Consider the following 25,575-nt stretch of genomic DNA (forward strand, 5'->3'; position numbering starts at 1 on the left):
CGCGGGTCCAAAACCCTCTTTCTTTTTCTTTTGCTCTTACAAGCGAAGCTGCATCCCTATTTCCTCTGTGCTTTGTACGCTTTGATGCCTTTCCGCAAGAGCATCTCCAGCACATTGCTGACGTTGGGTTCAACGCGGTCTGCTTCCCTCGCCTTGTCCAGTTCTAGCTGCATGATTTCTTTGAAGTCGTCAAACACCCTCTTGTCTATAGTGCCCTCAACCTTGATCTTCGTGTTAAGCTGGCTCTTCTCCTCATCAGGCAACATCGATGAAACACTCATCCCGACGCTACTTGAACCCATGAATACGTGCCAGACGCCGACTTCATACACACATACAGCCTATCCGCCACGCCAGAGCCACCTTCAACCCTCACCATCACCCCACGGTACGTAGCTGAAGCAGACGGCAACGAATCAACAGCGCCCGAGAAAAAATAGCGACTCAAACCAAAATCCCGCCATCTGGAACCTCCGCCTAGTGGATCAGCCAAATCGAGGTCAATATCCCCAGGCCAGAAGTGAGAATACACCATGAAGGCGTTTGCTGATAAATCAAAGCGCATGATGTCCTTGATTGTTTGCTCGTCTGCGCTTATCGCTGTCCAAAACAGGATGCCGTTCAAATTCCACAAAACATAGCGCGGCTGCCGAATGCCAATGGGGTTTTCAGCGTAGAAATCCACAAAGGGCACACCTGAACCTGCCAAAACAGGAAACCCGTCAGGCACTTTGCCGCCCACAGTCAACCGACCCAAATTATCATCAGTGACATTCCTACCCTGCAAAACTGCTTGCAGCCAGCTTTTGTCCACAGAGCCCACACTGTACGTCTCTGTAAACCCTGGCAACAGGTCGCTCACAAACTTTGGGCAACCGAGCATTCACACGGTTTTGACCCGTAGAGCATCCTGCGCCAAGCTGTCCAGAGCTCTTGTTAGGGCGTCGAGTTTCTCCCATATCGCCTTATCGGCGTCTGCTCGACGATCAAACACTACAGGCTGAGACATCTTGTTTCCCGACTCACAAAAAAAGCGGGGTGTGAGTTTCGCTCCGAATTTCACGGAAGCTCTTCAACAGGGAACTATAGTCTACTTAGGTTACCATGCGTGGGGCAAGTTGTTCATCACGGCGACGCCCTTGCTGCGCAAAACGCCAAGCCCGATGCGCTCGCTGGCAACAATGCCGAAGACTCCGTTTTTCGGGTCCTCATAGGTCTCAGTGGTTAGGTCTCTGCGAACCAGCATTATTGCAGCAACCGACTTGTCAACAGCAAACACTTGGTTATAGCCTGTCTGCCCAGTGTCCTGCGGCACAAGACTCGACTTGAACAACCGCATCGTAAGCGCCTGCCCGATCAGACCACGAGTCAACTCGACTTCCGACGATGGCAAGTACTGGCTATTAATGAACTCAGTGGCAGTGAAAAGCTCGCTTACCTGAAGCGGACGCATAAACATCGTATCAGGATGAAAATCCTCGCCCTCAATCGCATTCCAAACTTGGACTAGCTTGTTCCAGCTGAAGTCAGTGCTCAGGCCAGCTTGCTTTGCGCCACCCGCAAGATCCCCAACTGCTATAGCATTGTAAAGGTTCAGGACCTTCTCAGTTTCTTTCTCCGCGATGCTTCTGCCCAACTCCTCAAGCTGTCGATTGAACACGTTCCACTTGGCGTCTTCAGCAAACTCACGAGTCCATTCAATGCCATCTTTGATGATGATGTTTGTTTGAATGTCAACAGTGTCATAGCGTTCCCCATGAATGCGCACGGTGCCACTCTCAGACGCCACATAAGCCACAGATTTCTTCGCTCTTGGAAAACGCTCCAGCACCTCACTCGTGGTTCTCACATCGGTTATCTGCCTACTGATCAAATTCGGCTTCGCAGCCTCAACCACCGTGTCATGGATACTTCCCAAAGCTCCAGCCATGTCGCTCAAAATGCCCTCTTTCATCCCCGTCTTCAGATACGCCATGCAAAACGGATTCTTGAAAGCCGTTTTCACCTGCACGTCCACATGCTGCTTGTACCACTCCTCATTCACAAGCGCTTCGTGAAGCCTTGGCAAAACCAACTCAGGCAAACCCATCATTCCTCCAATCGCTTGACTCTGGCTTCAAGCTCCCTGACTTTCGCTGTAAGCACTGCATTGTCCCAAACTTCATCCTGCGTCTCTGTGTCACTCATAGCCGATCACTTCGCCACGAAAATGCTGATCAAATCGTCAGCCGCTGTTGCCGACTGCTCCGCCACACCAAGCTTCAAAGTCCAACTGACCGTCGCTGTCCCACCCTCGTTAATGTCCGCCAAAGCAACGACCCGTCTGCTTGAATCTGCGCCCTTAACCGCCTTGCCTCGAGTAATCGAGCCGCCGGCTTTCACTTTCACTCTGCCTCGCACACAAACAGGACACATGACGCCAACAGCCGCATCCTTCACGGCGATCCCAATGCAATTCTGATCTGAAGTGGCAGGGCTTACCTTTCCATCACTGCTCAGGTAAACCGGATCTCCCCTAGTCACCGCAGCTGCAGCCTCGTAATCAGCCACGAAAGCGCCTGAAACAGGCTCCAACAAATCGCCAATCGAAAGATTAGGCAACCCAGTTAAATCAGCCATCACTAATCTCTCCTCGTTCCATTTTTGGTTTCAACGGTTTTTGTTCCGCCTACTCCCAGCCACAATAAACCTGTGACTATGAAGGAGCAAACTCACGCAGCACAGCCTTAACTCTCTCAGCGAACAGTTTAGGTCCACTGCCAAGCCACCGCAGCTCCGTTGCTCTGTCAGGAAGCGCGCCGCCCAAAGCCTCATGAAAACGCTTCAACCTCTCCCTTTCACTCTTAGCCTGCTTCCCAGCGTCCACAAGCCTAGCCTCCACCTGCACGAGTTGCCTACGCAAAGCAACCAAATCCTCAGCCACGGGCGAAGACTGTTCGCCTCCAGTCGACTCGGTCAGTCCAGGTTTTGCTGCCAGCCCAGCCACCGTGCCCTCTAACTTCGCAAACCTCTCGCTAACCCAGCTGCTAAACGACTCGAATCTCTGCATAAGCTGAGCAACTTTGTCATCCAACGTTTGGGCTGGTGAAACAACCAACTGCTCCACAACCGCGTTCCAAAACCGTATGAACGCATCTTTGTCTCCCGGGGGAAACTTTCTGAGCAGATGAACGCTGGTTAACTCAAAGTTGCGCGGCGCCACGCCATTCATGTATTCGACTTTGCCGCCGCTACGAAGCCAATTCAACTCAATGCTGACGCCTTTGAACTCCTTGTTGCGAATCCGCTCAGCTACTTCATCGTCGACTACGCCCTCGTATGCCACGCCATCTTCAACAGGATCGTACCATGACTTGGTGATCATGTTGGGTGGCGGCAGCACGAACAGGTGATCAATGCCGAACGGTTTGCCCTCAAGCGTGGGCGCAGCCTTCTCTAGCTCCTCCTTCAAATAGACGTGCTCTAAGCCTTCTTCAGGATGAAAGATTCGCTTTGGATGAATGCAGACGCCAGAAACTCTGCGCCCCTCGAGCTTCATGGACTCGCTGAACAAATGCAACTTCTGATTCTCGCTTTCACCCACATAGATGGGCTTTCCAGCCTTCTGAAAGGCTGTTGTGCAAATCGCGAAGGCGCTCCCTTTCTCATGCCCCTGCTTCATCACCCGTTGAACACAGTCTTCAAACTCAGACGTGCGCTGTTTCTCCACACTCTGTTCTGTTTCTTTTTCCTCTGGCAACTTGATTTTCAACCTCCAACTTTCGATTGAACTATTACCTCTTGCTCGTCAAGCGGTAACTTTGCAACATCGCGGAGAATCTTCCGCAACTCCTGAACCGTGATGACGTCACCGCCAACTTTCTCAATTATGCTGACCAAATGGCCCAGAAGCTGCACGAGTTTTTCATAGTCTAGGCTTTCAGGCATGCCCCAGTTGAGGCGAACCCGCGCCTGCGCCGGGTCCAGACCCGCCTGCGCCACCACCGTGTCAAAAAGATAACGTTCCACCCCACGCTTCAAAAAGCGTTGAACAGCTTGAACTCGCCTCTCAGCAATCGCTAGAGCTGCCTTTGCGCTGGCTTCAGTGAAACCCGTCTTGGTGACAAGCTTCGCCAACGGCGTCTGCAAACCCAAGATGAATTCATCTTGCAGTGTTTCCACGTAGAAGTCAAGTCCACGCATGCGCTCGGCCACAATCGGCTGAACCTTAGCTTCAGACCCAGCTGGCGGGTTGAAAACAAATCTCGACCCGCGTTGAGGAATGCTCTTGATCTGTGCAAAAAACTCTTGAAGCCGCTCCTTGCTCAACCCGGGAAAACTCCACAACTCGTTGGGCGCGCCAAACATGTAAATCGTGTCGGCCATGCCGCTGTGAATCTTCGCCTTAATCTGATAGAAAGCTTCGCGCGTCTCGCCATTTCCAATATCTAGTGGCGTGCACAGCGACTGTAGAACGCCTATGCCCAACGGTTTAGCAGTCAAAACATTGTAAGCTAAGTGAATGACTTCATCGCCCTGAATCTCGCTCGGTTGGCGCTTCCAATCCAACTCGATTCTGTCAAGATGGCCATCTGCATCAAACTTCACGCCGTTGTCCTTAACGATTTCCAAGGGCAGCAACCTGACAAACTCGATTCGCTTGGCGTTGCCAGTCCACCAGAAAACGTTTCCCCAGCCTACCAAATAGCGAGCAGACTCCTGCAACACTTCGTCTATTCCCTGCTCGGCGCAAAACTCGTCCACCAACTCCTTGCCTGTTCTGCCATCACTTTTCTCAACGTATCCTGTGTTCATCGTGGTGTAGAAGCCTGCACCCGCAATTTGATCGGCGAGAAAATCAACACTGGCTCGAGCAGCCAAATCGCCCAAGTAAACCTTACTCATGGTCTTGAAGCTGATGTCAGGCGAGACACCCATAACCTTCTCAGTCGTGGTCAAAAACAAAGCCGTGCGATGCGTAAGAGCCTCACCAAAACGGCTGAGGACACGCTTCAAAGGATTGAGCATCGCCATAGTCAGCTTCCAACTCCATGTTGTTCTTGGCTTGCCCGAGAAAACCAAAGAATGAAGCCGTGCAGCCCTCTATCTTGAGCCTCTTGCGAGCGTCTCCAACCGTGCGCTTCACTCGTTGGCTCTCGGGCTGCCAACCTAAGGAATACGCGTTTTCAAAAGATAAGTAGTGTTGTGCGCTTTGCACACCTCAGTTTCGTTTTTCTCTCTCTGCACTCTCTTCAATTCTAGTTCACAACAATTGGTTTAACCATCATGACCTAAACTCGATGTTTTGCTTGGTGAAAAAGACGTTGAGCAAACGACGCTTCAGCCTGCACATACCTGAAGACCTAGCAGAATGGCTGGAGAGAGAAGCTGCACGTCAAAGTCGCACGCGAAACAACCTAATCAGCAGGATCTTGCAGCAATACCGCAAGAAGCCCAAAACCGCTACTGAGTAAAAAGAAGCTCGACGGTCAGCGTCCTTTCCTGAAGAACTCTGTGACCTCTACTGCTTTTTCAATGTTCTTCCTAAGCTCTCGCATGTCTGGCGAAGCGTTTCTATAGTACTCGATTGCACCTCTATCCTTCGATCTAACTACGATCAGGTTTGTTGGATAGAAGTAGTGGCGAAGCAAGTCTTTGCTGCGCAGCGACTCGTCCTGCGACTCTGGACTGTAGTTGACGTGTATTCTCGTGAACACGACTCGACTTCCATGTTTCTCCACCAAAGCTTTTGCCAACTTATCGAGCTTCGGCTTTTGTCTCTTACACGCTGGACATCCGTCACGGGTAACGGCGACAACGTAAGCTACACCGAGTCTGGGCGCCAAAGAATCCAGCGGAGACCTGCCAGTCTTTTCAAGCGTTGTGAACTCGATGACTTTGCCTGTCACAGCCTCTCATGAAGAAAACATCGTATTTAAGCCTGCTTAGTTTCAGCTAACTCTGAGCTTCTTTGGCTTCTTTTGCTGAGCTACGGTTAAGAACTCGCCTAGGCTTCTCAAAAATGCTTCATCTCGGAGGCTTACCCGAAATGGTTCATCAATGTTTAGGTCATCCGTGCGGTGAATGCGAGGAAACCATCAACGGCTTGGGCTACACCTGCCCAGAATGCGGCGTGCACTACTGCTACACATGCTCCTACTACGCCCGATGGAAATGCCCAAAATGCGGCAACCAACTAACCTAGTCACATCCATGATTTCCGCAAATCTTATGAAGAAAACACCATAAAAATGCTGATTTAGTGACTAAAAAATGTCGAAAGACGAAAAAATGCTAGAAGAACTGAGGCGAATACGAGAACTACTCGAACCCAAACCAGCGCCGCCACCTCCGCCGCCAAAAGGAATGCGCGCCGAATTCATGGACTTCCTCTCAAAATACAAGGTCATGGGACTCGCCGTGGCTTTCATCCTCGGCTTATACTTAGGCGCACTGGTGCAGGCAATGGTAACAGACCTAATCATGCCCATAATAGGCTTAGCCTTGCCCGGCATGGCCGACCTAGCCACACTGGAAGCAGCCGTCTTAAACCAAATATTCAAAGTAGGACACTTCATAGCAGCATTGATAACCTTCATCATAGTAGCCTTCGTCATCTTCATCATAGTTAAAATAACCAAACGAATGGGCGTCGAATAGCCTCAAACACTCCATATTTATTTCTACTGCCAACGCTCAATAGCAGTTGTTAGCCTAGAACTTGCTCCAAGGGCTGCCAAAAAGCACACGCCTTGTCAATGAGATGCATCCAAGCGTTTGATTCCTTGAAGCATTTATACTTTCGACGGCTCAGCGCCTCCGCCTCCTGAATCAACGCGTTCAAAGTAGCAGCGCTCACCTGATCAGGGTTCTGGCTTATTCTGGAACAGGCTTGGATAAGCTTGAGGCTGAGACAAACAGGTGTCTTCTTGTAGATGCAGGTTCCACAGATCTTAAGTTTGCTGACATGCTGCGAAGCATCTGACACTAGGCGTCAGCCTCCCTGTAAGCCTTAAGCCCTAACCTGATGAGATGTTCAATGAACGTGCTTCGCTTTTCTCTGCCTCTGAGCGCCTCTATTTCGCTGAGGAGTTTGCTGTCAATGGTGAAACCGACATGCTGCTTCAAGGCAGAACACCATCGCTGTATATTCAGTGTAACAAGTATACAGAAAACACTTATTAGGCTTACTGAACAACTTACACTCATCCCACTGTCATGAAAGCTGGTTGCAGAAACATGAAAACGCTCAGAATAACCGACGACGTGCACCACAAGCTTACAGCTCTCCTAGGCGAGTTAACCGCCCAAACCAGCAGAATGCAAACCTACACAGACGCGGTTGAAGCCCTACTCAGGCAATCTGTTGTTCTTCCACCTGAACTCCTAACCCAGATCAAGAGCTTCATCGAAAGCCACAAGCACCTCGGCTACATGACCCGTGAAGAATTCATACGAGACGCAACACGCTGGAGACTAAGATTCCTAAAAGGCGCATATGAATACGTGGAAGTGCAAAAGGAGAAGTACGAGAAAGCCGACTCGGCCGTAAAAGAAATGAACCTGCCGTATCTTGGCGTTGCCGACTTCCTCGACAAACAACTCGAAACCCTGCTCGAAAAACACGCCGAATGGCAGGAGCGGAAAGAAGAGCAAGAGAAAAGAGAACGAAAGAGAAACTGAAGATCTCTGCAACACTTGGCACTTGGATCAACCGTTAGAGAAGGCCAAGGACGTAGGTGACAACATGGTGCTTTTGCGCAGAAAGACTTAAGTATCTGCATTACAACTTACATGATACACGTTACACCACATGAAAAGGAAGGATGGAAACAATGGACAAGAAAGTAGAAGAACACGAGCAGGACGAGCAAAATGAAGAAGGCACCGATGTATGCTGCTGTCACGGAGAAGAATCAGAACTCCTGAAAGGAGCCAAGAAGAAAATCATGATAAGATTAGCCGGAGACCTAGAAGGCAGAGAAAACGTCGTCATGACCAGGCTAAACGACGACGACCTCAAACAAATAGACGCCCTAGTCGAGGTTGAAGTCTTCAAAAGCAGGTCAGAGGCTGTAGCCTTCTTCATAAAAGAAGGCATCCAAGCCCGAAAAGACCTTTTTCAAAAAGTAATGCCCACCGTAGACAAAATCAGAGAACTAAAGGAGCAAGCAAAAAAATCAATGAGTAAAGAATAACCAATCGAACCCCCAGGACTTGCTCGTTCCCTTCTTCTGTAATAATTTCTATTTTCGTCGATCCTTGAATCTAGGCAGAAAACAAAGAAACAATTATGGAAAAAAGCTCTAACAGCCAAGTAAGCGAATCTTCCGAGTCTTTTCATCAAACGACATTGCAGAATGTGGCGGGCCCGCGGGGATTTGAACCCCGGTTCTCCGGCTCTCTCTCAACAATGTGCCCGGAGGCTTACGCACAATTCGCAATGCTGCGTGAATGTTCGGCGCCTTAATCCGGACTGGGCAACGGGCCCCTAGGGCAAACTGAGTGTTACTAAAGTTTATTAAAGGTTTGAGCAGAGGGTCGCATTCTCAGAAAATAGAAGTCTGTAGCTAGGCGCCAACGAGTGTGCTTGTCTGCAATATTTCTTCTATCTTTCTCATTTCTGTGATTGACGCATCTAGTTGACCTAGACTCTGGGTTTCAATTCTTACAATAATGTCATAAAGACCATAAGTGACAACAACTTCGGTGACTCCACTTAGCTTACGGAGCTTCGCGGCGACTTCGTGCTCAGTTCCTTTCTTCACGATTGCCATAAAATATGCTTTAACAGACTGGTCTTGACTCTTCATATGCTCACACATCCTTCTGCATTATTAATTCACCTTGCCTTAAAACAATTGCCTATTTAAGCTTCGACAATTTCCTTGATGAGCCACCATGCCTTTTTCTTTCCCTGGCGCTCTGCTGCAGAGTATTCAACTAACGACTTGCCTAACTGTGTTTTCGACCTCTTCTGCAGTCTTCGAAGTCGGTTTAGGATGTGCCAACGGTTGGTCTTCAGATAATCTGCCAGCTCAGGAGTGGTTGCTCCCTTGTAATGAAGCAAGTAGTCGACTATCTTGTGATCAGTGTCGTCTACGCAGAACGAATGCAGATTAACCTTGTCTTTATCAAACGTGAGAACTTCAAGATCCATGAGAGACCGTTTTATCTCGCCTAAACTCATCTCCAGATTTCTGACCCGTTGCTCCAGCTGCAGAACCCGGTCAGGGCGAGGTACACTCTGCAGCTTTTCTCTTATGGCCTCTCTTATGAAGTCACTTCTTTCGCCTTCAGGAATTCGCAGGGCAAGTTCGTTATATACTTCATCAGGAATCTTAGCCGAGATAACTGCGTACTTGTCCATGACGGTCTCCTATTCCTAATACATCTAAAGCACTAAAAGAATTTTATCAAGCTGCAAGCCGACGCGATTGAAAACCTTTAAAACTCGCAAACAATGTAGTAAGACCCTCAGACGAGACGTAAGTTTGGTGAGAAACTATTGGTGAAAAAGACCACAGTCTCGATAATAAAATGTGATGTTGGTTCATTAACTGGACACCACGTGACGCCTCAACCATTACTTGACTTGGCTGAAAAACAACTGAGCAATGCTCAAAAGAAGGGGCTTATCAACAGCCACTACGTGTTTCACGCAGGAGATGACCTCGAGCTTCTGATGGTCCACCAGAAGGGTGAAGAGCATTCCCAAATTCATAAACTGGCTTGGGACACGTTTTCTGAAGCAAGTGAAAAGGCCAAGAGACTCAAGCTGTACGGTGCTGGACAGGATCTCTTGAAAACAGCGTTTGCAGGCAACATACGAGGCATGGGGCCAGGGTGCGCTGAGATCGAGTTTGAGGAAAGAGCTTCAGATCCAGTTGTGGTGCTGGCTGCTGACAAGGCTTCAAGCAGCGCCTTTAATTATCCCCTCTACCGTATTTTTGCAGATCCGTCGAACACAGCGGGACTAGTAATCGACCCTCACATGGCAGGTGGCTTCAAATTCGAAGTCTTGGACGTAAAGAAAAGCATGAAAGCGGTTTTGAAAACACCTGAAGAGTTGCATGAGCTAGTTGCGTTGATTGGAAGCACTCAACGTTACACAGTTTCACGTGTATGGAGAGCTCGCGATGACTTGATATGCGCCGCTACGAGCACGACCAAGCTGTCCCTGATTGCTGGAAAATATGTGGGCAAAGACGACCCGGTTTCAATTGTGAGAGCGCAATACGGCCTACCTGCAGTTGGTGAGATATTAGCGCCTTTTATGCATAGCTACTTCGTCGAAGGCTGGATGCGAGGCAGCCATTGGGGGCCAATCATGCCCGTCGGCCTAAAGGACAGTCAATGCACAGTGTTTGACGGACCACCCAGACTTGTCGGAATAGGCTTTCAAATCTGCAATGGCGGCATAGCCTGCGACGACAACGGCAAACCTATGATAAGCGACTTGTTCAATGATCCAGCGTTTGACATGGCAAGAAGAGAGACAATGGAATATGCCGCGGCATTGCGCCGCATGGGGGAATTCGAGCCAGCAAGGCTTCCTGAAGAAACGTTAGAGTACACAACACTGCCTCAAGTGCTGGAAAAACTGAAGGGACGGTTCAAGAAAGCATAGAGTGGAGTTCTTCCACAGTTGTAGTGTGTTTACTTTCTCTGCCTTTAGACTTCCTGCTCTCCTCGAACAGCTCGTCCTCATATTGAAAGATGTCATGCTCTGTGCTTTCCAAGTCCATTGCCCCGGGCAGAGAAATACGTTCCTCTGGGAGGTATTTGGAAAGCATGTTTAACCAGCCTCTTGGTGTAATTATATCCAACAACTTGGCACCTGGATAACTCCAATAGTATCCCATTATGGCTTTCTTAGGTACATCAGGAAACTCCATTAGAAGCATTTGAAGTTGCTGCTCGGAAATTTTCAATGAAGCACTGTCAGTGAAGGAAAACCAGCAGCCAAGCAATCGCGAACGAAGCATCAAAGTTGGGCATAAGCCCCAGAAGATGTTTATGGAGTAGCCACCGCACCTTCCACCGTCGGCCGTGTGTCTTCTATGCAGTGCTCGAGAAGCGAGTAGGTTGTAACTCGTCGGGTGGTCTTCTTCTATGGGCAGAAACTCGTAACCGTTCTCGAAGCAAAACAGTTGTGCAGCCTTTTTCAACTCTGGCTCAGTGCTCCATTCGGATTCTGGGCGCTGGAGCAAATCATAATTTGCCAACCTCCAGCCGTCGACATGCTGAGATTCTTGCGCCTTCAAGAACTGGTTGATCCGTTCTGAGCCAGTCAGATACTCATCTGGTGAGATTGCGCCCAAGCCTCCAACCTGAAGGGTGACTCGATCTCTTAGGCGATGACTAAGCCAAGGATACGTAGTGTTAACAAACACAATCGTGCCGTTTGGCTCCAAATGGTCGGTTATGAAATGCCTAAAGGCTGATGGAATATCAATAAATTTCATTCTGACATGGGCATATTCACCCAGATCCATGCGGTCATGAATTGGGTCCACCAAACAGCTGACAGATCCCCACGGGTATGCTCTTGTCCAGTGCTCTCCTACATAGTCTGCAGCTCCTGCGTAAGGTTCTAGGTCGTCTTTGTCTGACTTACCTTCTGGTTCACTTTCAAGCAGTATGGGTATGCGGAATTGAGAGCATAAGTATGGAACACCCATCGCGATGGCCAGATTTACGATGCCGCCATTGGGAGCGCCAAGGATTATGGCTGGAAACTTCCTGTTTTGAACAAAGGGGTCATAAATGCGAAGAATGTCTCTGCAGTGAGTCTCCAGATCCAGACTTGCAGCTTCTTCCAGCGTGTATTTCTTGAAATCAACGTTTTTTGGGGGTGGTGCGGGACGGTAGGGATACGCCTTCTTACCCATGAAAGCCGCCGCTGTATTTGCCATGTATACATATGAACCGCCAAGTGTAAGGGGGACAATCGCATTGGTAAAATTCATGTGGCTCAGCCGTTGGTTTCAGTTATTTTGAACTCCAAGTTTATGGTTTGAGTTTGGTCTGGCGTTAGGTTCAGGTTGAAGATTGGCATGAGTGATGTGCCTTCATAGATTTCCATGGGTTTTTTTTCGGTTCGCGCCATGGCTTTGAGTGGTAGCACCCAGCAATCAGCTACGCGGCTCCAACTGACTTCCACTTGCAGATTATTGCCTACGTCTGAAAGAATGACCCTTTCTGCAGCGCCTACGGCAACTGCTTCGAGAAGGTTGATGTTAAGCTTTGACGATTTGCCGCTTACATTAATCGGGTAGTTCTGCAGCTCCTCAGTCGATGGTGTGTATTCAAACGTCACTGGCGGGATTAGTGTGGATTCAGGAGCGAAGCGTAGAATCAATGGTTTGTTACTTAAATTCTTGAGTTCATACAATGATGTTAACGTGGCGGTGTCTAATGGGACAATGAGGCTTTTGCTGATTTGAAGCTTGGCCTCTGAGCCGTTGGACCAATCGTGTCCTATTCGCAATAGCTTGATTGTTGCTTGACTTGGGCTCTGCTCTATCGAGTATTCGAATCTTTCTATCGTGAAGTCGCCTTGATCAAACATGGGCTCCATGCCTATGAGGCTGTTAAGGGTGCTATCTTTGCGCAGGATATGGTCTCGTAGCAACGTTCTGCGGTACCAGTCGGTTAAGGGGGGATGCTCCCAACTTTCATGGTATTTTTCACGTCTACGAGTCAATGTACTAGCGAAATTGTGGAAAACCGAATTTCCCTTGTAGTCCAACTCAAAAAGGTTGCCGCCATCGCTAGGTTTTATATAAGCGTTAAGCCGTTTACCTTCTACCAGCAACTCCAGTTGTCCGTCGTAGTCGATGTCTCTTTGGATCACTTTGACCGTACGTGGCTCGCCTGTTTTTTCTTCAACCGCCTGTTCAACCAAGGCTTCAGCTCTGATTAGATGGCTGAACAAGGCTTGGCGCAAATTGGGCAGGTAGACACCACCAAACAGGCCGTGCCAGTAAGCATCGTTGCATTGTGCAGCAAACAAGTGTCTTTTCGCGTCAGCTAGAACTTTTGCAGACACGCCAACTCCTGAGGCTTCGGTAAGCTTGTCTCTTACAAGGAGCATTCTCTTATGCATGTTATTTGACTCTGCGTACCGTGCAAGGAAGTTACGAAAGTGGCCGTCAGCCCATTCAACCATTTTATCATAGGCAGCGCATGGAATGTAAATGAGACCTTTAGGCGCATGCTTCTGCAAATACTCAGCAAGATGTACTGAGACAAGCCATGATTTCTCTTCAACCAAGTCGAAATACCGGTGAAGCCACTGCTCTGCATACGCAGGGTCGCTCCATTCCCCGTACTTTTCAGCATCAGTTATGTAAACTACAACACGATCTCCCTCAGATGTTCTGGCTTGGCGTAAGTATTCGATGGATCTTTCCTGAGGCTCCCACAACATCAGATATCGTAAGCGTTCGTTGATTGGAAATAACACCAAGCTGCGATTTTGCTCTTCCGTATAGTAGGTGTAGTAGGTCTGCTGTTCGGAATACCCAGAAGCTCGCATGTGATAGTCATCGATGAGTACGTATTGCATGTTCATCTCAGCCAGAACTTTGGGCAGTGTGGGCTCCCACACGCGTTCAGCCAACCATAAGCCCGCAGGTTTCACGCTCAACATGGTAGCTAAATATTCGGTGAGCAGCTGAATCTGCGCTTTCTTATCGGCGTCTGGTATCATAGGTAGAATTGGCTCGTAGTAACCTCCTCCGACGAATTCAAGTTGCCTTTTTTTGGTTAAGGTTTCGAGCTTCGCTATGTAGTCGGGGTGATTCTTCGCCAACCATTCAAGTAGGCATCCGCTGAAGTGGAGACTAAACTGGATGGCTGGGTGCTTCTCAAAGACTCTCAGCCAAGGCTTGTAACTATGCTCATACACTCGATCTAGAACACGGTCTAGCTGCCCTACCGGCTGGTGAAAATGAACCACAAAAGGACAGTTAACTGAACCAGCATCACTCAACCCGTTTACCTCTGTGACCTAAGTCTCAAGAAGCTCCTCCACAAGTTTTTCACTCTTCTCCAGCCAGTTAAGTGAGAAGTCAACATACCTTTTGTAGTTTATCTTCTCCCTTGCTGTTTCTGCTTGACGCCACACAGGGGCATAATACGCAGCATCATGCAGGTGCCTGTAGGCTAAATAAACTTTGAGGGCGTCCTCTAGGTTCGCTGCCCACGCGGCATTCATTTCTTCTGCGTTTTTCATATACGATTTCAGAATAAGCGTATTCAGGTCTTCAGCAATGCTTCGTACATATTCATGCTGCACTGGCCTCAAGTCCTCCGCGATAAAACGATTAGCAGCACACAAATCAGCTAGGTCTTTGGCCGCATGTCCTTTCATGTGTTCATCCAGATCTAAGATGACGAGCCGATCCTTCGCTTTGAGGATTTGGCGCCACATGAGATCGTGGTGAATCTCAGTAACTACGATTCTGCCCAGAATCTGTGTCCAAGCAGTTTTGAATAGTTTGGAAAGCGTCTTTGCCCTCTTTAAGGTCAGCACTTTGGCTAATCTTAGTGACTTCAAGTTTTGTTCGAGCTCAAGACGATACCACTTGTGGTATTCGTCGTCCTGTCTTATTGTGAATCCGGGCGAATGCCATTTTTCAAAACAGCCTTTATGAAACGGAAACACCACTCTGTCTATTGCTTCCTTAACTATGATAGTTAAACGTTCTAACTCTGATTCTGTGCCCTTGCATAGGCTTCTTTTTCGCGAAATCGCATTCATCAAGTCCCAGATCTGTTTGCCGATCTCAACAGCGCCTTCTAGGAAATCTGAGAATAGAACAAGCACTTGGCTCTCGCCATTTACTTGAAGCTGCCGATTGACTAAAGCGCCATGGACGTTGGGCACTATGCCGCTCGGCAAAGCCCTGAGAATGGCATACTCATTGTTTCCACGGTTAAATGGTATTCGTGGCAGAAACCGCTTTGCAACAATATCAAAATCCAACTTCCTAGAGGAGAACTCAACCGAGCCTTTGCAACGATACAGGTAGTTTGTTGTCGCCTCTTGCCCACGCTTGTTTAGAGGTTCCAGTTTTGTGATTTTAACATGAGCCTCTCCAACAACATCTACGAATTGACCCACAAAACCTAATGACCCAAGCTTCTTCTTGCGGCACCATGCTTCCAACAAATCTTGGACGTACTTCGAATTTGTGTAGCCATCAACGAAGCGGAATCGAAACCTTCCTAGCTTCAACGTTCCATAAATCATTTCAGTCTCGTGAGCCGACTCTTCCGCAACCAGCCCGTTGTAAAACTGAAGAGTTTGACCGTTTGCCAATGTAGCAGAGATGAGGAAGTCATACCGTGGCGGTGAAAAGTTGAGAAAACCAATGCTGACTTTCTTAATATCTTTAAGATCAACACGCCAATGACGAGGTTCATAAAGCCATGCTCCTAGATTTTCTTGGAACAATTTTCCGACAAACTTCCTATCTCGCAAGGGTGCCGGAAGAACAGCCATTTGCTTCACTTCAGAGGTTGTACTTAGTCAAGTCAAGCGGCTTAAACTTTAAGGAGCCAAAATCCAGCGGACTGACAGCCCATATACGACATCATGCGATCCACATAAATCCAAATTGAACAAAAATTGCCATCACTCCAGAATGCTTGCACCGTAAGGCTTCATATGCAGCAGAATCTCTCCGTTGGCTACTTCGTATTTTCCTTCACTCAATAGATCCACAAACGTGTCTTCCTTCAATCCCATCTTCTGGGCTTTTAGAGCGATGGTGTGTGGTTGGGGCGAGTTGTTCAGGGCAACCACTATGCGTTCCCGCTCGTGTCGTCTCAGATAGGCGTAGACATTGATGTCGGATTTAGCCTGTAGCGTGGTGAAGTCGCCACAGGTTAAGGCGCGATGCGTTTTTCTTATAGCGATCAGTTTTCTGTAAAAGGCCAAAAGCTCACCATTCTGTCGAGCTTCTTCCCACACCATCGGTCGGCGGCTGTCTTCCCATTCGTCTTTTCTCCCCGACATCCCGATTTCGTCGCCATAAAAGACAGCTGGCATGCCCACGTATGTCATTTGGAAAACCAAAGCGCACATCAGTTTTTCCACTCTATCATCACACAGAGCCAGAAATCTAGCAGTATCGTGGCTTCCAAGCAGGTTGTAAAGAACCTCATTTGCCTGACGCTGATAACGCATACGCAGTTGAGTTAAGCGAGCGTCGAACTCCTCAGCTTGGATGCTGCCTTTTGCAAAGAATTCAATCACAATATCTCGAAAAGGGTAATTCATAACAGAGTCCAGCTGGTCGCCTTCGAGCCAAGGCGATGCGTCATGTGGTACTTCGCCAATGATTATGGCTTCAGGTTTAGCTTGTTTCACAGCCTTGCGAAAGTCTCGCCAGAACCCATGGTCGATTTCGGTGGCTGTGTCGAGTCGCCAGCCGTCAATGTCTGCCTCCTTTATCCAATATGCAGCCAAGTCGATAAGGTATTTTTTGACTTCAGGATTCGATGTCCTAAGCCTTGGTAAACGCCATATGTTTCTTCCCCATGTTTCATATGTTGGTAGTGGATGGGTTTTGATTGGAAAGCTGAAGATTCGGAACCAGTCTTTGTACTTTGACCGAGCGCCATTTTTGACCACATCTTGGAACGCCCAGAACTCGTACCCACAGTGGTCGAATACGCCGTCTAGAATAACCCTTATGCCGGTTTCACGGCATTTCTGTACTAGTTTCTTGAAGGTGGCTACATCGCTGAAGTTTGGGTCGATTTTGTAGTAGTCTGTTGTGTCATACTTGTGCGTGGTGGGCGAGGCAAAAATTGGCGTTAAGTAAATGGCATTTACGCCAAGCTTGTTAAGGTATTCAAGTTTATCCAATATGCCCTGAAGGTCGCCTCCATAAAAAGTCTCATGTGTTTGAGGCGGCTTCCCCCACTTCACAGTGTTCGACGGATCATTTGTCCTGTCGCCGTTGCAGAACCTATCAGGAAATATCTGATAGAATACGGCGTTGCGTGCCCATTCTGGGGTAGTGAAAACGTCGTTTTCGCGGATGTAAAGAAACTCGAAGAAGGGTAAGCCTAGCTCTTTAGGTGTGGGTTGTGTGGTGCTAAAGCCTGCCTCTGTAAGCCACAGTGGCGTATGACCGTCATCTAAATAGAAGGTGTAACGAAACCTTCTGGATGTTGGCACTTTAATGATGGCTTGAAAGTAATCGTACAGATCGTCGGCTGCGACGTGGGGCATTTCAATTTTTTCTAGCGGCTTTTCTGGTTCCCATGGGTCGCCGTGGAAGAGTTGGCAACTCTTTAGGTCGCCCTTCCTTGCCTTTAGTGTGACGCTTAAGGTGTCCGCATCGAGTAGGTAAGCATAAGGACTCCATGGCTTATGGAATATCGCCTCGCGCAACATCGACAGTCCCCAAAGTCATTTTGGTTTCTAAGATACAGATGTCGTCAGAGTCTGGCCTGTTTCTCGGTCGAAAATTTGAGCTCTGCTACTTGCAAGGTTCACCCAGACTCTTTCGCCCATTTGATAGAGCTTGGTTGCGGGAGCGATGGCAACGATTCTGGTTTTGTCAATCACAATGTGAACAACGTTTTGGGAACCCAGGAGTTCAACGCCGTAAACCTCACCCTGTATCCATTCTGTCGGTTCGCCCTTGTCGCCGAGGACAACGTCTTCGGGTCTGATGCCATACGCTGCATCGACGGGAAGTGCTCTAATGTTCGTAAGTCGTTCATTGGCTTTGGGATCAAGTACAACCCTGAACTCTTCAGATTCGAACATCCTCAATTCGCCCCAAGGCTTTAGCTTTCCTTCGATAAAATTCATCGGCGGCGTTCCCACGAACCCAGCAACGAACCTGTTGGCAGGATGCGCGAAAATCTCCATTGGTGGAGCGTATTGTTGGAGCACGCCATTATATTGAATTGCCACCCGGTCGGCTAATGTCATTGCCTCTACTTGGTCATGAGTCACATAGACTGTTGTCACCCCGATTCTTCGCTGAAGTTTCTTTAGCTCAATCCTCATCAACACTCGTAGTTTGGCGTCGAGGTTGCTTAGGGGCTCATCCATCAGGAAAACTCTGGGATTTCTAACAATGGCACGCGCCAAGGCTACTCTCTGTCGTTGTCCACCGCTAAGCTGTTTGGGTCGCCGCGTCAGGAGTTGTTTGATTTCTAACAGCTCGGCTGTCTTTTCTACACGTTCCTTGATTTCTTTTTTGGGCACTTTGTGCATTTTCAGTGGGAATGCAATATTGTCGAAAACTGTCATGTGAGGATAAAGAGCATAGCTCTGGAAAACCATGGCTACATCTCTAGCCCAAGGCTCCACATTGTTCACGGGTTCGCCCCCAATGTAGATTGTCCCGCGAGTTGGCGTTTCCAAGCCTGCAATCAGGCGCAAGGTCGTTGTCTTACCACAGCCACTTGGACCCAGCAAGACCACGAACTCTTTGTCCTTTATTTCGAGATAAAGATCTTTGACTGCCAATACGCCGCCTTCAAACTCCTTTGTTACACTCTCGAGTAAAACATCAGCCATGGTTATTCGCTCTGTGCACGGATCTGTTAACGTTTCTGTGGTTCAGGAGTGTCATATGCGTTTCCCTAGGATTTTTTGGGACTCACCTTAACCCTTAACGGCTCCTATCGCCAGTCCAGCGCGCAAATAGCGCTGAATGAATATGAACATTATGATCAACGGTATTGAACCTAGAACCGAAAGGGCTGCAAAGCGAGGCCAGTTTGTCTGGAAGGTAACCTGACTTAGTCCATACAGGCCCAATGGCAAAGTGTAGTTCTCCTCGCTTCCGAGAACGAGGCTTGCAATGATGAACTCGTTCCACCCTGAAAGAAAACTGAAGAATGCGGTCACAGCTAAACCGGGCAGAGACACGGGAAATACAACGTTAAACATAACGTCGAGGTACGACGCACCATCAATAAGAGCCGCCTCATCTATGTCCTTGGGAATAGTGTCAAAGAAGGCTTTGAGGTTCCATATGTTGAATGGTAGAAGCAAGGCGGCATAGATCAGTACAAGCCCAAAAAGGTTGTCATAAAGCCCAAACAACAGTAGAAGATAGAAGAAAGCTATGAACATTAGAAGCCCGGGTACGAATTGTATAAAGACGAGTCCATACAGGATAGGCTTTTTTCCAAGGAAATTGAATCGAGACATAACGTAGGCTGCGGGGCTGGCGATGAGGATTACTAGCCCAGTTGTGAATAAACACACGAAGAGGCTGTTGCGTAACCATGTCCAAAACGGTGATTCGAAGAAGACCCAGCTATAGGCTTCTATCGTCGGATTAGGTGGAATAATCTGAAGTGTGGTGGTGAGCAGAGAACTATAACTTCTGATCGAGGCTGAGAAGATCCAGATTATTGGGAATATTATGGCTAACTCGATGCCGACGGCAAGTAAGTTCTTAATTACTCTGAACGCCTGATTTCGTGAAGGTTTCTTGAGTAACTGCACCTATTTCTCCTCCTCAGCCAATCTGCTGGCCCTTAGACCAAGGAAACCTATGATGAGAATCATAATGAGGACGATGTCTAGAAAAGCGGAGGCGAGTCCATAGAAGTTTCCTGTGAAGATCGTCTTGTAGCCGTAAACCATCACAATCTCATTAAGCCTTGCAGGTCCGCCATTGTTCAACAGGAATGGAACATTGAATTGCTGAAAAGTCGTGTTTGTGGTGAGCAATGTGGCTAGTAACAGAGGTCTTCTTATCAATGGAAGTGTTATGTGTCTGAACTTGTGCCACGATCTGGCTCCGTCAATGGTGGCAGACTCGTACAGTTCTGGGGATATTCCTTGGAGTGCGCCCAAGATAACGGTCATCATGAATGGGTATGCCAGCCAAGTGTTCACGACATTGTAGGCTCCGAAAGCAAGCCACTCTTCATTCAACCAGTTTAAACCGGACAATCCGACAGATCGCATAACTTGGTTTATAGCTCCGAAGCCTGTCTGGAACATCCCCATCCAAATCAATGTTGAAATGTATCCGGGAACTGCCCAAGGAAGGATTATTATCGACAAGTGGACTTTCTTCCCGAAAATGCCCATGGAATTGTAGAAAAGGGCAAAAGCAAGTCCAAATAGGACTTGCAGGCTGACGTTAACTGAGGTCCATAGAAAAGTCTTGAACAAAACATAGTAGAACTGGGAACTAAACGAGCCCAGAAGGGTAGCAAAGTTGGTTAATCCTATGAATCCATAGCCGCCAGTGATGTTACTAAGGTTCATGTTGGTGAAAGCGATGCCTATGGAGAACACTATTGGATAGAGGTTCAAAAGAAGCAGTAGAACAAGAGAGGGAAGCATGTAGAGATAGGCAACAGAGTTCCGTCTCCATATGTCCTTGAAAAAATGGGAGGGGTGAGATTTCTTGGTCATTCTTGACCGTTCGCTACGGATACTTGCCATACTTGGTCTTTATATTGGTTATCGCTGTGTCTTGAGCTTCTTGGAATGCAACCTGTGGTGACTTGGCTCCAGACAGAACTGCGCCCCAAGCGTCGCCTCCGGGTCCCCATACCTCACCCATCTGAGGGCTGGCGGGAATTGGTGTTGCGAACTCGATTTGTCTGCCAAATCCAGCTATAGTTGGATCGTCTCTAATCTCTGGGTCTTCATACGCGGCTTCGGCTACGGGCACCCATCCAAGCACCTTGGCTAAGGCTATCTGGTTGTCGACACCGCACCACCACTTCATGAATACTGTGACCGCCTCAACGTTTTCAGTTTTCACGTTCTTGGTCCACCACATGACCTTAACTCCAAGGTAAGGTGCAGGGCGAATGCTATTTTTCGGTACAAGTTTGGGTATCAGTGCAAGGCCATAGCTGATGTTGGCTTTTTTTACGTCCCCGATGGTCCATGGGCCTCCTATCATCATTGCAGCTTTTTTCTCATAGAACAGTGCTGTCTGGCTACCGTACCCGAGGTCTGGATTTAACTTGGGCAAGACGTTGTCTTTGAACCATTGGGCAGCTGCAATAGTACCCGATGTGTTTAGGCCTACTAGCCCAGAAGTGTCATTGTAGTAGAACCCGCCAAAACCTGTGACCCATGGATACATGTGGTATGGGTCATTTTGAGCTACATGCGCAAGAGCGTACTGGGCGCCGGTTGGTGGATTGTTCAATAGCTGTATTAATTGGTCAGTGTTCTCCGGGGGAGTCTGCACAAATGCCTTATTGTAGATTAGGCTGATGGCTTCCGCAGCTATTGGGAGGGCATAGAGTTTTCCCTTGTACATTCCAGCCGATAGTGCAGCTGGGAAGTATAGATCTTTTGTTGCTTGATCGACATAGTTGTCGATTGGAAGTGTAAGGTTGGCTGCAGCGAATTCGCCAGTCCAGTCGTGAGCCCATGTGAATAGATCAGGACCTTGACCTGCAGGAATCGCTACTTTCAAGGTTTCTTTGAGATTGGGTTTCCATACAAATCGGACAGTAATATTTGGATATTCCTTGTTGAATGCGGTTATCCTTGTTCTAGCGGCGACTTCCTCTGACCCTGTAAGTCCGTGCCACACAGTGACTGTCCCAGTGATGGCGCGTACAGGCTTAGGGGCAAAAATGTACCATGCGACGCCGAATGCAGCGACCACAACGACTGCGATTAATACAACGGTCACCATTGTTGACATCGCTTTCTTGGACGGTAACAACTTCAAAAGTCTGTCCTCTCCTTATGTTTCTCTAAGAAGCATTTTGGATATAACAGTTTCGAAATACTCGCTTAGCTTCTGAAACGCACAGAAACCAAAGACAAACCTTAGTCTTCCCTGTGACTTACGACACGTACTGACAATTTGAGCGAATGCGAACGCTATTGATCTTCCTTTCCGAGTTTATCTGTGCACGCGTTTGAGTTCTTCTGCGCGATGTTTCACTGTCTCGTATACTCTTGTTCTCAAGTCCTCTCCATGTACCTGCAGATTTCGGATTAGACCCAGCCGTCTAGCTAATTCCATGTCGCCTAAGCTCTGTGCCCAGTGTTCAAAATCTTTTCGTGAAACGTGAAACTCAACTGATTTGACTTCGATCTTTTGCAGTTTATCGACAAACTCGGTCAAACTGTGAGCGATTACGTGGGTGTATTGGTGGAGGCCTGTGTAGAAGTGGAAGGCTTTTTCCGCGGTCATATGACTCAGTATTTTTGCCGCTGACTCTTTATCTATTTTGGTCAAGCCGATGGCTTCTTTTCCTTGTTCGGTAATTGCATAGTAACCATGCTTTGGGGTATTAACATGCCCGGTCTTTCTTAAGCCGAGCAGATGCATGTTTGTGGCAGCCACTTTTAGCCCTAGTTTTTGGGCGACATCTTTCATTAATACAGGCTGTGCTTGCTCCCAGAGTAGCTGTAGAATTCGCGTTTTTTCCTCACCCAAACTCAAGTTTCAATTTTCCCCCGGACTGTGACAGAGATAGAGTAAGCAAAGAGCCTTTTCAGACTTTTGTATCGTTACACGATTTATGGATGGACGCTGGATGCATACACCTTATAAAATTCAATGTTGTTATAGGAGAAGAACCAAGAGTGATCGGATGAGAGTGATTCACCGTGAAGATGGCAGTGCTAGTCTACGAGTACCCGCCTAAAATTGTCGGTGGCTTAGGCACGTATGCTGCTGAGATTACGAGGAAATTTGTTCTCCTCGATCACGACGTGACTGTTTTCACTATGAACGATGATACTGGAAGCTTGCCCACTCGAGAGCTGTGGCGTGGCATAGAGATTCATCGTCCTTTGCATATTGATGTTTCTGACTCGTTGCCAGACGTGATCGCTGAGGACGTGCGAAAATGGGGTAGAGGCATCCACCTGTTCTCGAAGCTTCTGGTGTACAATTACCTCACAGCTTCGAAAATGGTGAACGAACTTGTTCGTAGCGAAGGTTTCCTCTTCGACATCGCCATAGCACATGATTGGCTTTCAGCGATGGGCGGCATCGCCATTAAGCGTGAGTTGAGTATGCCCTTTGCTTTTCATGTTCATTCAACTGAGAAGGGGCGCACTATGGGGAATGGTTCAGAGGTAGTGAGCAACATTGAATTGCGAGCGGCGCAGACAGCAGACATTGTCGTAACTGTTTCCAATGCAATGCGTGACGAACTTGTAGGGCTCGGTTTCCCCCCAGAGAAGATACGAGTAGTCTACAATGGTGTTGACCCGCAGAAGTACAGTCCAAACGAGGTGAGCAAGGAGAAGACTCGGGAGATACGTGCCCGGTATGGCTTGAAGGAAGACGACTTGATGGTGCTGTTTCTTGGTAGGCTGGTGTCAGTCAAGGGCGTGGATAGGCTCATTGCTTCAATGCCTCATGTGTTGCAGAAGATCCCAAACGCCAAGCTTGTGATCGTTGGTCTCGGGGACATGCAGGATTATCTAGTCCGATTGGCACAGAATCTGCGAGTCCAAGACAGTGTTAAATTCTGTTTCGAGTTCATTCCTGAAGAAGATCGCATCGCTCATTATGCAGCCTGCGACGTTGCAGTGTTTCCAAGTGTCTACGAGCCTTTTGGCATCGTGGCTATCGAAGCCATGAGTATGGAAAAACCAGTAGTGGTAGGAGCTAGTGGAGTCAGTGGCATGCGTGAGATAGTCATCCCCACAGGCCCGGATCATTGTGGTTTCCATGTGAATCCAAACGATCCAACTGATATTTCGTGGGGTATAGTCAACTCATTGCAGGATCCTGAGAAGAGGAGCCAATTGGGTTTGAACGGTAGGAAGAGGGTTCTGAAGGAGTTTACTTGGGACGAAATCGCTAAGAAGACCGTCCAGGTTTATAACGAGTTGTTAGAGTCCCAAAAACCTAAAAAAGGTTAGTTTCTGCTCACAGTGCTGAAGTGGTAAAGTTTGACTACTGACTCTGTAGCGTCCAACGAGATGCGGAAGGACTACTTGCTAGACCGCTGGACTGTAATCGCCGCGGCGAGGAAGAAACGTCCAACGGACTTTAAGGGGACGCCTAAGGAAAGCAAACAGGTCGGCGTGTGTGCTTTAGAACCCGGCAACGAGCACATGACCCCGCCAGCCGTTTTGGTGTATCTTAAAGCAGGTGGCGGCATACGAAAGGACCGAGACCTAGATGGGTTGCGCCATAAGAACTGGCTTATTCGGTGCGTGTCCAACCTTTATCCTGCTTTTATGCCTCCAAAGGAAGGCGAATGGCACGGACTCGAGAAAGGAGCTCTTGCGCGTGTTGGTGCCGCGGGGCATCATGAAGTGCTGGTTGAATCGCCTAGGCATGATGAGCATCCAAGTGTGGCTAGTGTTCCGCAGCTGACGCATGTTGTCAATGCTTACGTGGATCGCTTGAGAGAACTTTGCTCAAAACCGTATGTCGCGTATGTTTCTGTTTTCAGAAATCATGGACTTGAGGCAGGAGCTTCGCTTTCGCACGCGCACTCGCAGATCATCGCTACACCCATAGTGCCCAAGACTGTGGAGGAAGAGCTTAAAGCCAGTCGGGAATTCTTTAAGAAGAATGAAGAGTGTGTCTTTTGTGAGGTTCTGAGGAAGGAGGAGCAGAGTCCTCGTTTCATCTGGAAGAATGAGCATTTTGCTGTTTTCGCGCCGTGGGCTGGCACGCATCCGTTTGAGTTTTGGGTTTTTCCGAGGAAGCATCAGTGCTGTTTGTTGGATCTGTCACAAGCAGAGGCAGAGGCTCTGGCTAAAACTATGCGTGCGAGCTTCGGTGGCTTGCGGATTTTGCTGGGTGACCCGCCTTATAATTTTGGATTTCACCAGATTACGGCTGGAGCCTGCGACTGTTATCATTGGCATTTGGAGGTTTATCCACGTTTGAGCATCTGGGCTGGGTTTGAGAAGAGCACGGGAATGTTCATCAATGTTGTTTCGCCGGAGGACGCTGCGCAGAGTCTGCGAGAAGCAGTAACAGAAGAAGCGAAAAAACTGTAGGCAGAGGAAGGCTAGGAAAGAAATTCTTTATGATTCGCTGATTGTTGCTCCCTCAGGGCTGTGTGGAAGTAGTAGCCAACTGGTCATGCTTTTTTTTGGATCGGAGCTGAACTGTGTGCGTTGTGGTGCGCTTCGATGTTGGTTTGGGTGATTTTTGGGTATGTTGGGTACTCTGCGGAAAAAGTAATTTCAAAAGAAGAAGGAGATAAGCCCCTTATACCTTCTTCTACCGTTGTTGGAGTGTGTTTTGCGGCTGTGCTGTGGCTGTGTGGATGTCGTTGTAGAGCTTCTCCCTAGTGACGACGACAACTCTATTGGAAAAAATAGTGATTGTTTCCTTGGCGCCGACTACCTCGGATCCGGCTTGTCAGCTATACAGGGTTAGAACTTTCATTATGCCGGTTCGTGTAACATGATATTTTTCAATACCGCTTATCTGCACGAATTCTACGTAGCCGCCTTCCCGCAGTTTCTGCACATGAACCTTGATTGTTCCAGCATCCATTCCAGTCCACTGAGCAAGTTCATCCACTGTAAGGGAGCGTTCCGGCGTAAGAGCCCCTATGTTGTGCATCATCGACAAAACACGGAACTCTTCAGGCACTTGCGGCCCAGATGATAGACTCATGAAATCA

The 25,575-nt window shown here is 48.3% G+C and carries 31 protein-coding genes and 1 tRNA gene; 8 read left to right on the forward strand and 24 right to left on the reverse strand.

Annotated elements, in window-relative coordinates; translation table 11 throughout:
* Positions 1-56 precede the first annotated feature (56 nt).
* The 8 genes from VJ249_01190 to VJ249_01225 all read right to left on the reverse strand — a co-directional run bounded on the left by VJ249_01190 (position 57) and on the right by VJ249_01225 (position 5,125).
* A complete protein-coding gene (locus VJ249_01190; protein HKZ93181.1) occupies positions 57-281 on the reverse strand; it encodes a hypothetical protein in 225 nt (74 codons plus the stop codon).
* Positions 278-862, reverse strand: a complete 585-nt coding sequence (locus VJ249_01195) for a hypothetical protein (protein HKZ93182.1) — start codon at positions 860-862, stop codon at positions 278-280. Before VJ249_01195 ends, VJ249_01190 begins: the two co-directional genes overlap by 4 nt.
* 21 nt (positions 863-883) lie before the next feature.
* Complete coding sequence (locus VJ249_01200; protein HKZ93183.1) at positions 884-1,009, reverse strand: hypothetical protein; 126 nt, start codon at positions 1,007-1,009, stop codon at positions 884-886.
* A gap of 90 nt (positions 1,010-1,099) precedes the next feature.
* Positions 1,100-2,083 (reverse strand): hypothetical protein, encoded by a 984-nt coding sequence (locus tag VJ249_01205; GenBank protein HKZ93184.1) that lies wholly within the window; start codon positions 2,081-2,083, stop codon positions 1,100-1,102.
* A 110-nt stretch (positions 2,084-2,193) separates the two neighbouring features.
* Complete coding sequence (locus VJ249_01210) at positions 2,194-2,619, reverse strand: capsid cement protein (protein HKZ93185.1); 426 nt, start codon at positions 2,617-2,619, stop codon at positions 2,194-2,196.
* A gap of 76 nt (positions 2,620-2,695) precedes the next feature.
* A complete protein-coding gene (locus tag VJ249_01215; protein ID HKZ93186.1) occupies positions 2,696-3,739 on the reverse strand; it encodes a hypothetical protein in 1,044 nt (347 codons plus the stop codon).
* A gap of 8 nt (positions 3,740-3,747) precedes the next feature.
* Entirely contained in the window at positions 3,748-5,013 is a 1,266-nt protein-coding gene (locus VJ249_01220; GenBank protein HKZ93187.1) for a hypothetical protein, read from the reverse strand.
* On the reverse strand, positions 4,967-5,125 hold the full coding sequence (locus VJ249_01225) for a hypothetical protein (GenBank protein HKZ93188.1): 159 nt from the start codon (positions 5,123-5,125) through the stop codon (positions 4,967-4,969). The genes VJ249_01220 and VJ249_01225 overlap by 47 nt, the downstream gene beginning before the upstream one ends.
* A gap of 178 nt (positions 5,126-5,303) precedes the next feature.
* Here VJ249_01225 and VJ249_01230 point away from each other — a divergent pair, with 178 nt between their 5' ends.
* Entirely contained in the window at positions 5,304-5,453 is a 150-nt protein-coding gene (locus VJ249_01230; protein HKZ93189.1) for a ribbon-helix-helix protein, CopG family, read from the forward strand.
* 15 nt (positions 5,454-5,468) lie between these two features.
* Here VJ249_01230 and VJ249_01235 read toward each other — a convergent pair whose 3' ends face one another.
* Positions 5,469-5,888 (reverse strand): thioredoxin family protein, encoded by a 420-nt coding sequence (locus tag VJ249_01235; GenBank protein ID HKZ93190.1) that lies wholly within the window; start codon positions 5,886-5,888, stop codon positions 5,469-5,471.
* Positions 5,889-5,950: 62 nt separating this feature from the next.
* Between VJ249_01235 and VJ249_01240 the strand changes: the two genes are divergently transcribed.
* Positions 5,951-6,184 (forward strand): hypothetical protein, encoded by a 234-nt coding sequence (locus VJ249_01240; protein HKZ93191.1) that lies wholly within the window; start codon positions 5,951-5,953, stop codon positions 6,182-6,184.
* Between the two features lie 68 nt (positions 6,185-6,252).
* Entirely contained in the window at positions 6,253-6,639 is a 387-nt protein-coding gene (locus tag VJ249_01245; GenBank protein HKZ93192.1) for an MscL family protein, read from the forward strand.
* Between the two features lie 49 nt (positions 6,640-6,688).
* On the opposite strand, the gene VJ249_01250 is transcribed toward VJ249_01245, so the two are convergent.
* Together VJ249_01250 and VJ249_01255 are read right to left on the reverse strand one after the other, a co-directional pair.
* The gene (locus VJ249_01250; GenBank protein ID HKZ93193.1) at positions 6,689-6,967 is read right to left on the reverse strand and encodes a hypothetical protein; all 279 of its coding nucleotides are present in this window, start codon (positions 6,965-6,967) and stop codon (positions 6,689-6,691) included.
* Positions 6,967-7,107: a hypothetical protein gene (locus tag VJ249_01255; GenBank protein HKZ93194.1), complete on the reverse strand. Its 141-nt coding sequence runs from the start codon at positions 7,105-7,107 to the stop codon at positions 6,967-6,969. Before VJ249_01255 ends, VJ249_01250 begins: the two co-directional genes overlap by 1 nt.
* 111 nt (positions 7,108-7,218) lie before the next feature.
* Here VJ249_01255 and VJ249_01260 point away from each other — a divergent pair, with 111 nt between their 5' ends.
* A complete protein-coding gene (locus tag VJ249_01260; GenBank protein ID HKZ93195.1) occupies positions 7,219-7,662 on the forward strand; it encodes a ribbon-helix-helix domain-containing protein in 444 nt (147 codons plus the stop codon).
* Between the two features lie 152 nt (positions 7,663-7,814).
* Positions 7,815-8,177, forward strand: a complete 363-nt coding sequence (locus VJ249_01265) for a ribbon-helix-helix domain-containing protein (protein ID HKZ93196.1) — start codon at positions 7,815-7,817, stop codon at positions 8,175-8,177.
* A 165-nt stretch (positions 8,178-8,342) separates the two neighbouring features.
* Here the strand turns inward: VJ249_01265 and VJ249_01270 are convergent.
* From VJ249_01270 to VJ249_01280, 3 genes are all read right to left on the reverse strand, one after another.
* Positions 8,343-8,470, reverse strand: a tRNA-Arg gene (locus VJ249_01270).
* A 79-nt stretch (positions 8,471-8,549) separates the two neighbouring features.
* Positions 8,550-8,792: an Lrp/AsnC ligand binding domain-containing protein gene (locus tag VJ249_01275; protein HKZ93197.1), complete on the reverse strand. Its 243-nt coding sequence runs from the start codon at positions 8,790-8,792 to the stop codon at positions 8,550-8,552.
* Between the two features lie 56 nt (positions 8,793-8,848).
* On the reverse strand, positions 8,849-9,349 hold the full coding sequence (locus tag VJ249_01280) for a hypothetical protein (protein HKZ93198.1): 501 nt from the start codon (positions 9,347-9,349) through the stop codon (positions 8,849-8,851).
* Between the two features lie 141 nt (positions 9,350-9,490).
* Between VJ249_01280 and VJ249_01285 the strand changes: the two genes are divergently transcribed.
* Positions 9,491-10,609 (forward strand): fructose-1,6-bisphosphatase, encoded by a 1,119-nt coding sequence (locus VJ249_01285; protein HKZ93199.1) that lies wholly within the window; start codon positions 9,491-9,493, stop codon positions 10,607-10,609.
* On the opposite strand, the gene VJ249_01290 is transcribed toward VJ249_01285, so the two are convergent.
* From VJ249_01290 to VJ249_01330, 9 genes are all read right to left on the reverse strand, one after another.
* Complete coding sequence (locus tag VJ249_01290) at positions 10,596-11,897, reverse strand: hypothetical protein (protein ID HKZ93200.1); 1,302 nt, start codon at positions 11,895-11,897, stop codon at positions 10,596-10,598. The genes VJ249_01285 and VJ249_01290 overlap by 14 nt on opposite strands.
* Before the next feature lie 59 nt (positions 11,898-11,956).
* On the reverse strand, positions 11,957-13,978 hold the full coding sequence (locus VJ249_01295; protein ID HKZ93201.1) for an alpha-amylase/4-alpha-glucanotransferase domain-containing protein: 2,022 nt from the start codon (positions 13,976-13,978) through the stop codon (positions 11,957-11,959).
* A gap of 18 nt (positions 13,979-13,996) precedes the next feature.
* The gene (locus tag VJ249_01300) at positions 13,997-15,493 is read right to left on the reverse strand and encodes a hypothetical protein (GenBank protein ID HKZ93202.1); all 1,497 of its coding nucleotides are present in this window, start codon (positions 15,491-15,493) and stop codon (positions 13,997-13,999) included.
* Positions 15,494-15,625: 132 nt separating this feature from the next.
* Positions 15,626-17,398: an alpha-glycosidase gene (locus VJ249_01305; protein ID HKZ93203.1), complete on the reverse strand. Its 1,773-nt coding sequence runs from the start codon at positions 17,396-17,398 to the stop codon at positions 15,626-15,628.
* Positions 17,399-17,425: 27 nt separating this feature from the next.
* Entirely contained in the window at positions 17,426-18,538 is a 1,113-nt protein-coding gene (locus VJ249_01310) for an ABC transporter ATP-binding protein (protein ID HKZ93204.1), read from the reverse strand.
* 87 nt (positions 18,539-18,625) lie between these two features.
* Complete coding sequence (locus VJ249_01315) at positions 18,626-19,477, reverse strand: ABC transporter permease subunit (GenBank protein HKZ93205.1); 852 nt, start codon at positions 19,475-19,477, stop codon at positions 18,626-18,628.
* On the reverse strand, positions 19,478-20,401 hold the full coding sequence (locus tag VJ249_01320; GenBank protein ID HKZ93206.1) for a sugar ABC transporter permease: 924 nt from the start codon (positions 20,399-20,401) through the stop codon (positions 19,478-19,480). It lies immediately after the preceding gene.
* A 13-nt stretch (positions 20,402-20,414) separates the two neighbouring features.
* Entirely contained in the window at positions 20,415-21,686 is a 1,272-nt protein-coding gene (locus VJ249_01325; GenBank protein HKZ93207.1) for an extracellular solute-binding protein, read from the reverse strand.
* Between the two features lie 177 nt (positions 21,687-21,863).
* Complete coding sequence (locus VJ249_01330; GenBank protein HKZ93208.1) at positions 21,864-22,409, reverse strand: DUF5752 family protein; 546 nt, start codon at positions 22,407-22,409, stop codon at positions 21,864-21,866.
* A gap of 173 nt (positions 22,410-22,582) precedes the next feature.
* Between VJ249_01330 and VJ249_01335 the strand changes: the two genes are divergently transcribed.
* Both VJ249_01335 and VJ249_01340 read left to right on the forward strand, forming a co-directional pair.
* Positions 22,583-23,845: a glycosyltransferase family 4 protein gene (locus VJ249_01335; GenBank protein ID HKZ93209.1), complete on the forward strand. Its 1,263-nt coding sequence runs from the start codon at positions 22,583-22,585 to the stop codon at positions 23,843-23,845.
* 30 nt (positions 23,846-23,875) lie between these two features.
* Positions 23,876-24,940: a DUF4921 family protein gene (locus tag VJ249_01340; GenBank protein ID HKZ93210.1), complete on the forward strand. Its 1,065-nt coding sequence runs from the start codon at positions 23,876-23,878 to the stop codon at positions 24,938-24,940.
* Positions 24,941-25,307: 367 nt separating this feature from the next.
* On the opposite strand, the gene VJ249_01345 is transcribed toward VJ249_01340, so the two are convergent.
* A complete protein-coding gene (locus VJ249_01345) occupies positions 25,308-25,568 on the reverse strand; it encodes an ArsR family transcriptional regulator (GenBank protein ID HKZ93211.1) in 261 nt (86 codons plus the stop codon).
* Positions 25,569-25,575: the final 7 nt, after the last annotated feature.

Source organism: Candidatus Bathyarchaeia archaeon (assembly GCA_035283685.1).
GTDB lineage: Archaea > Thermoproteota > Bathyarchaeia > Bathyarchaeales > Bathyarchaeaceae > DATETJ01.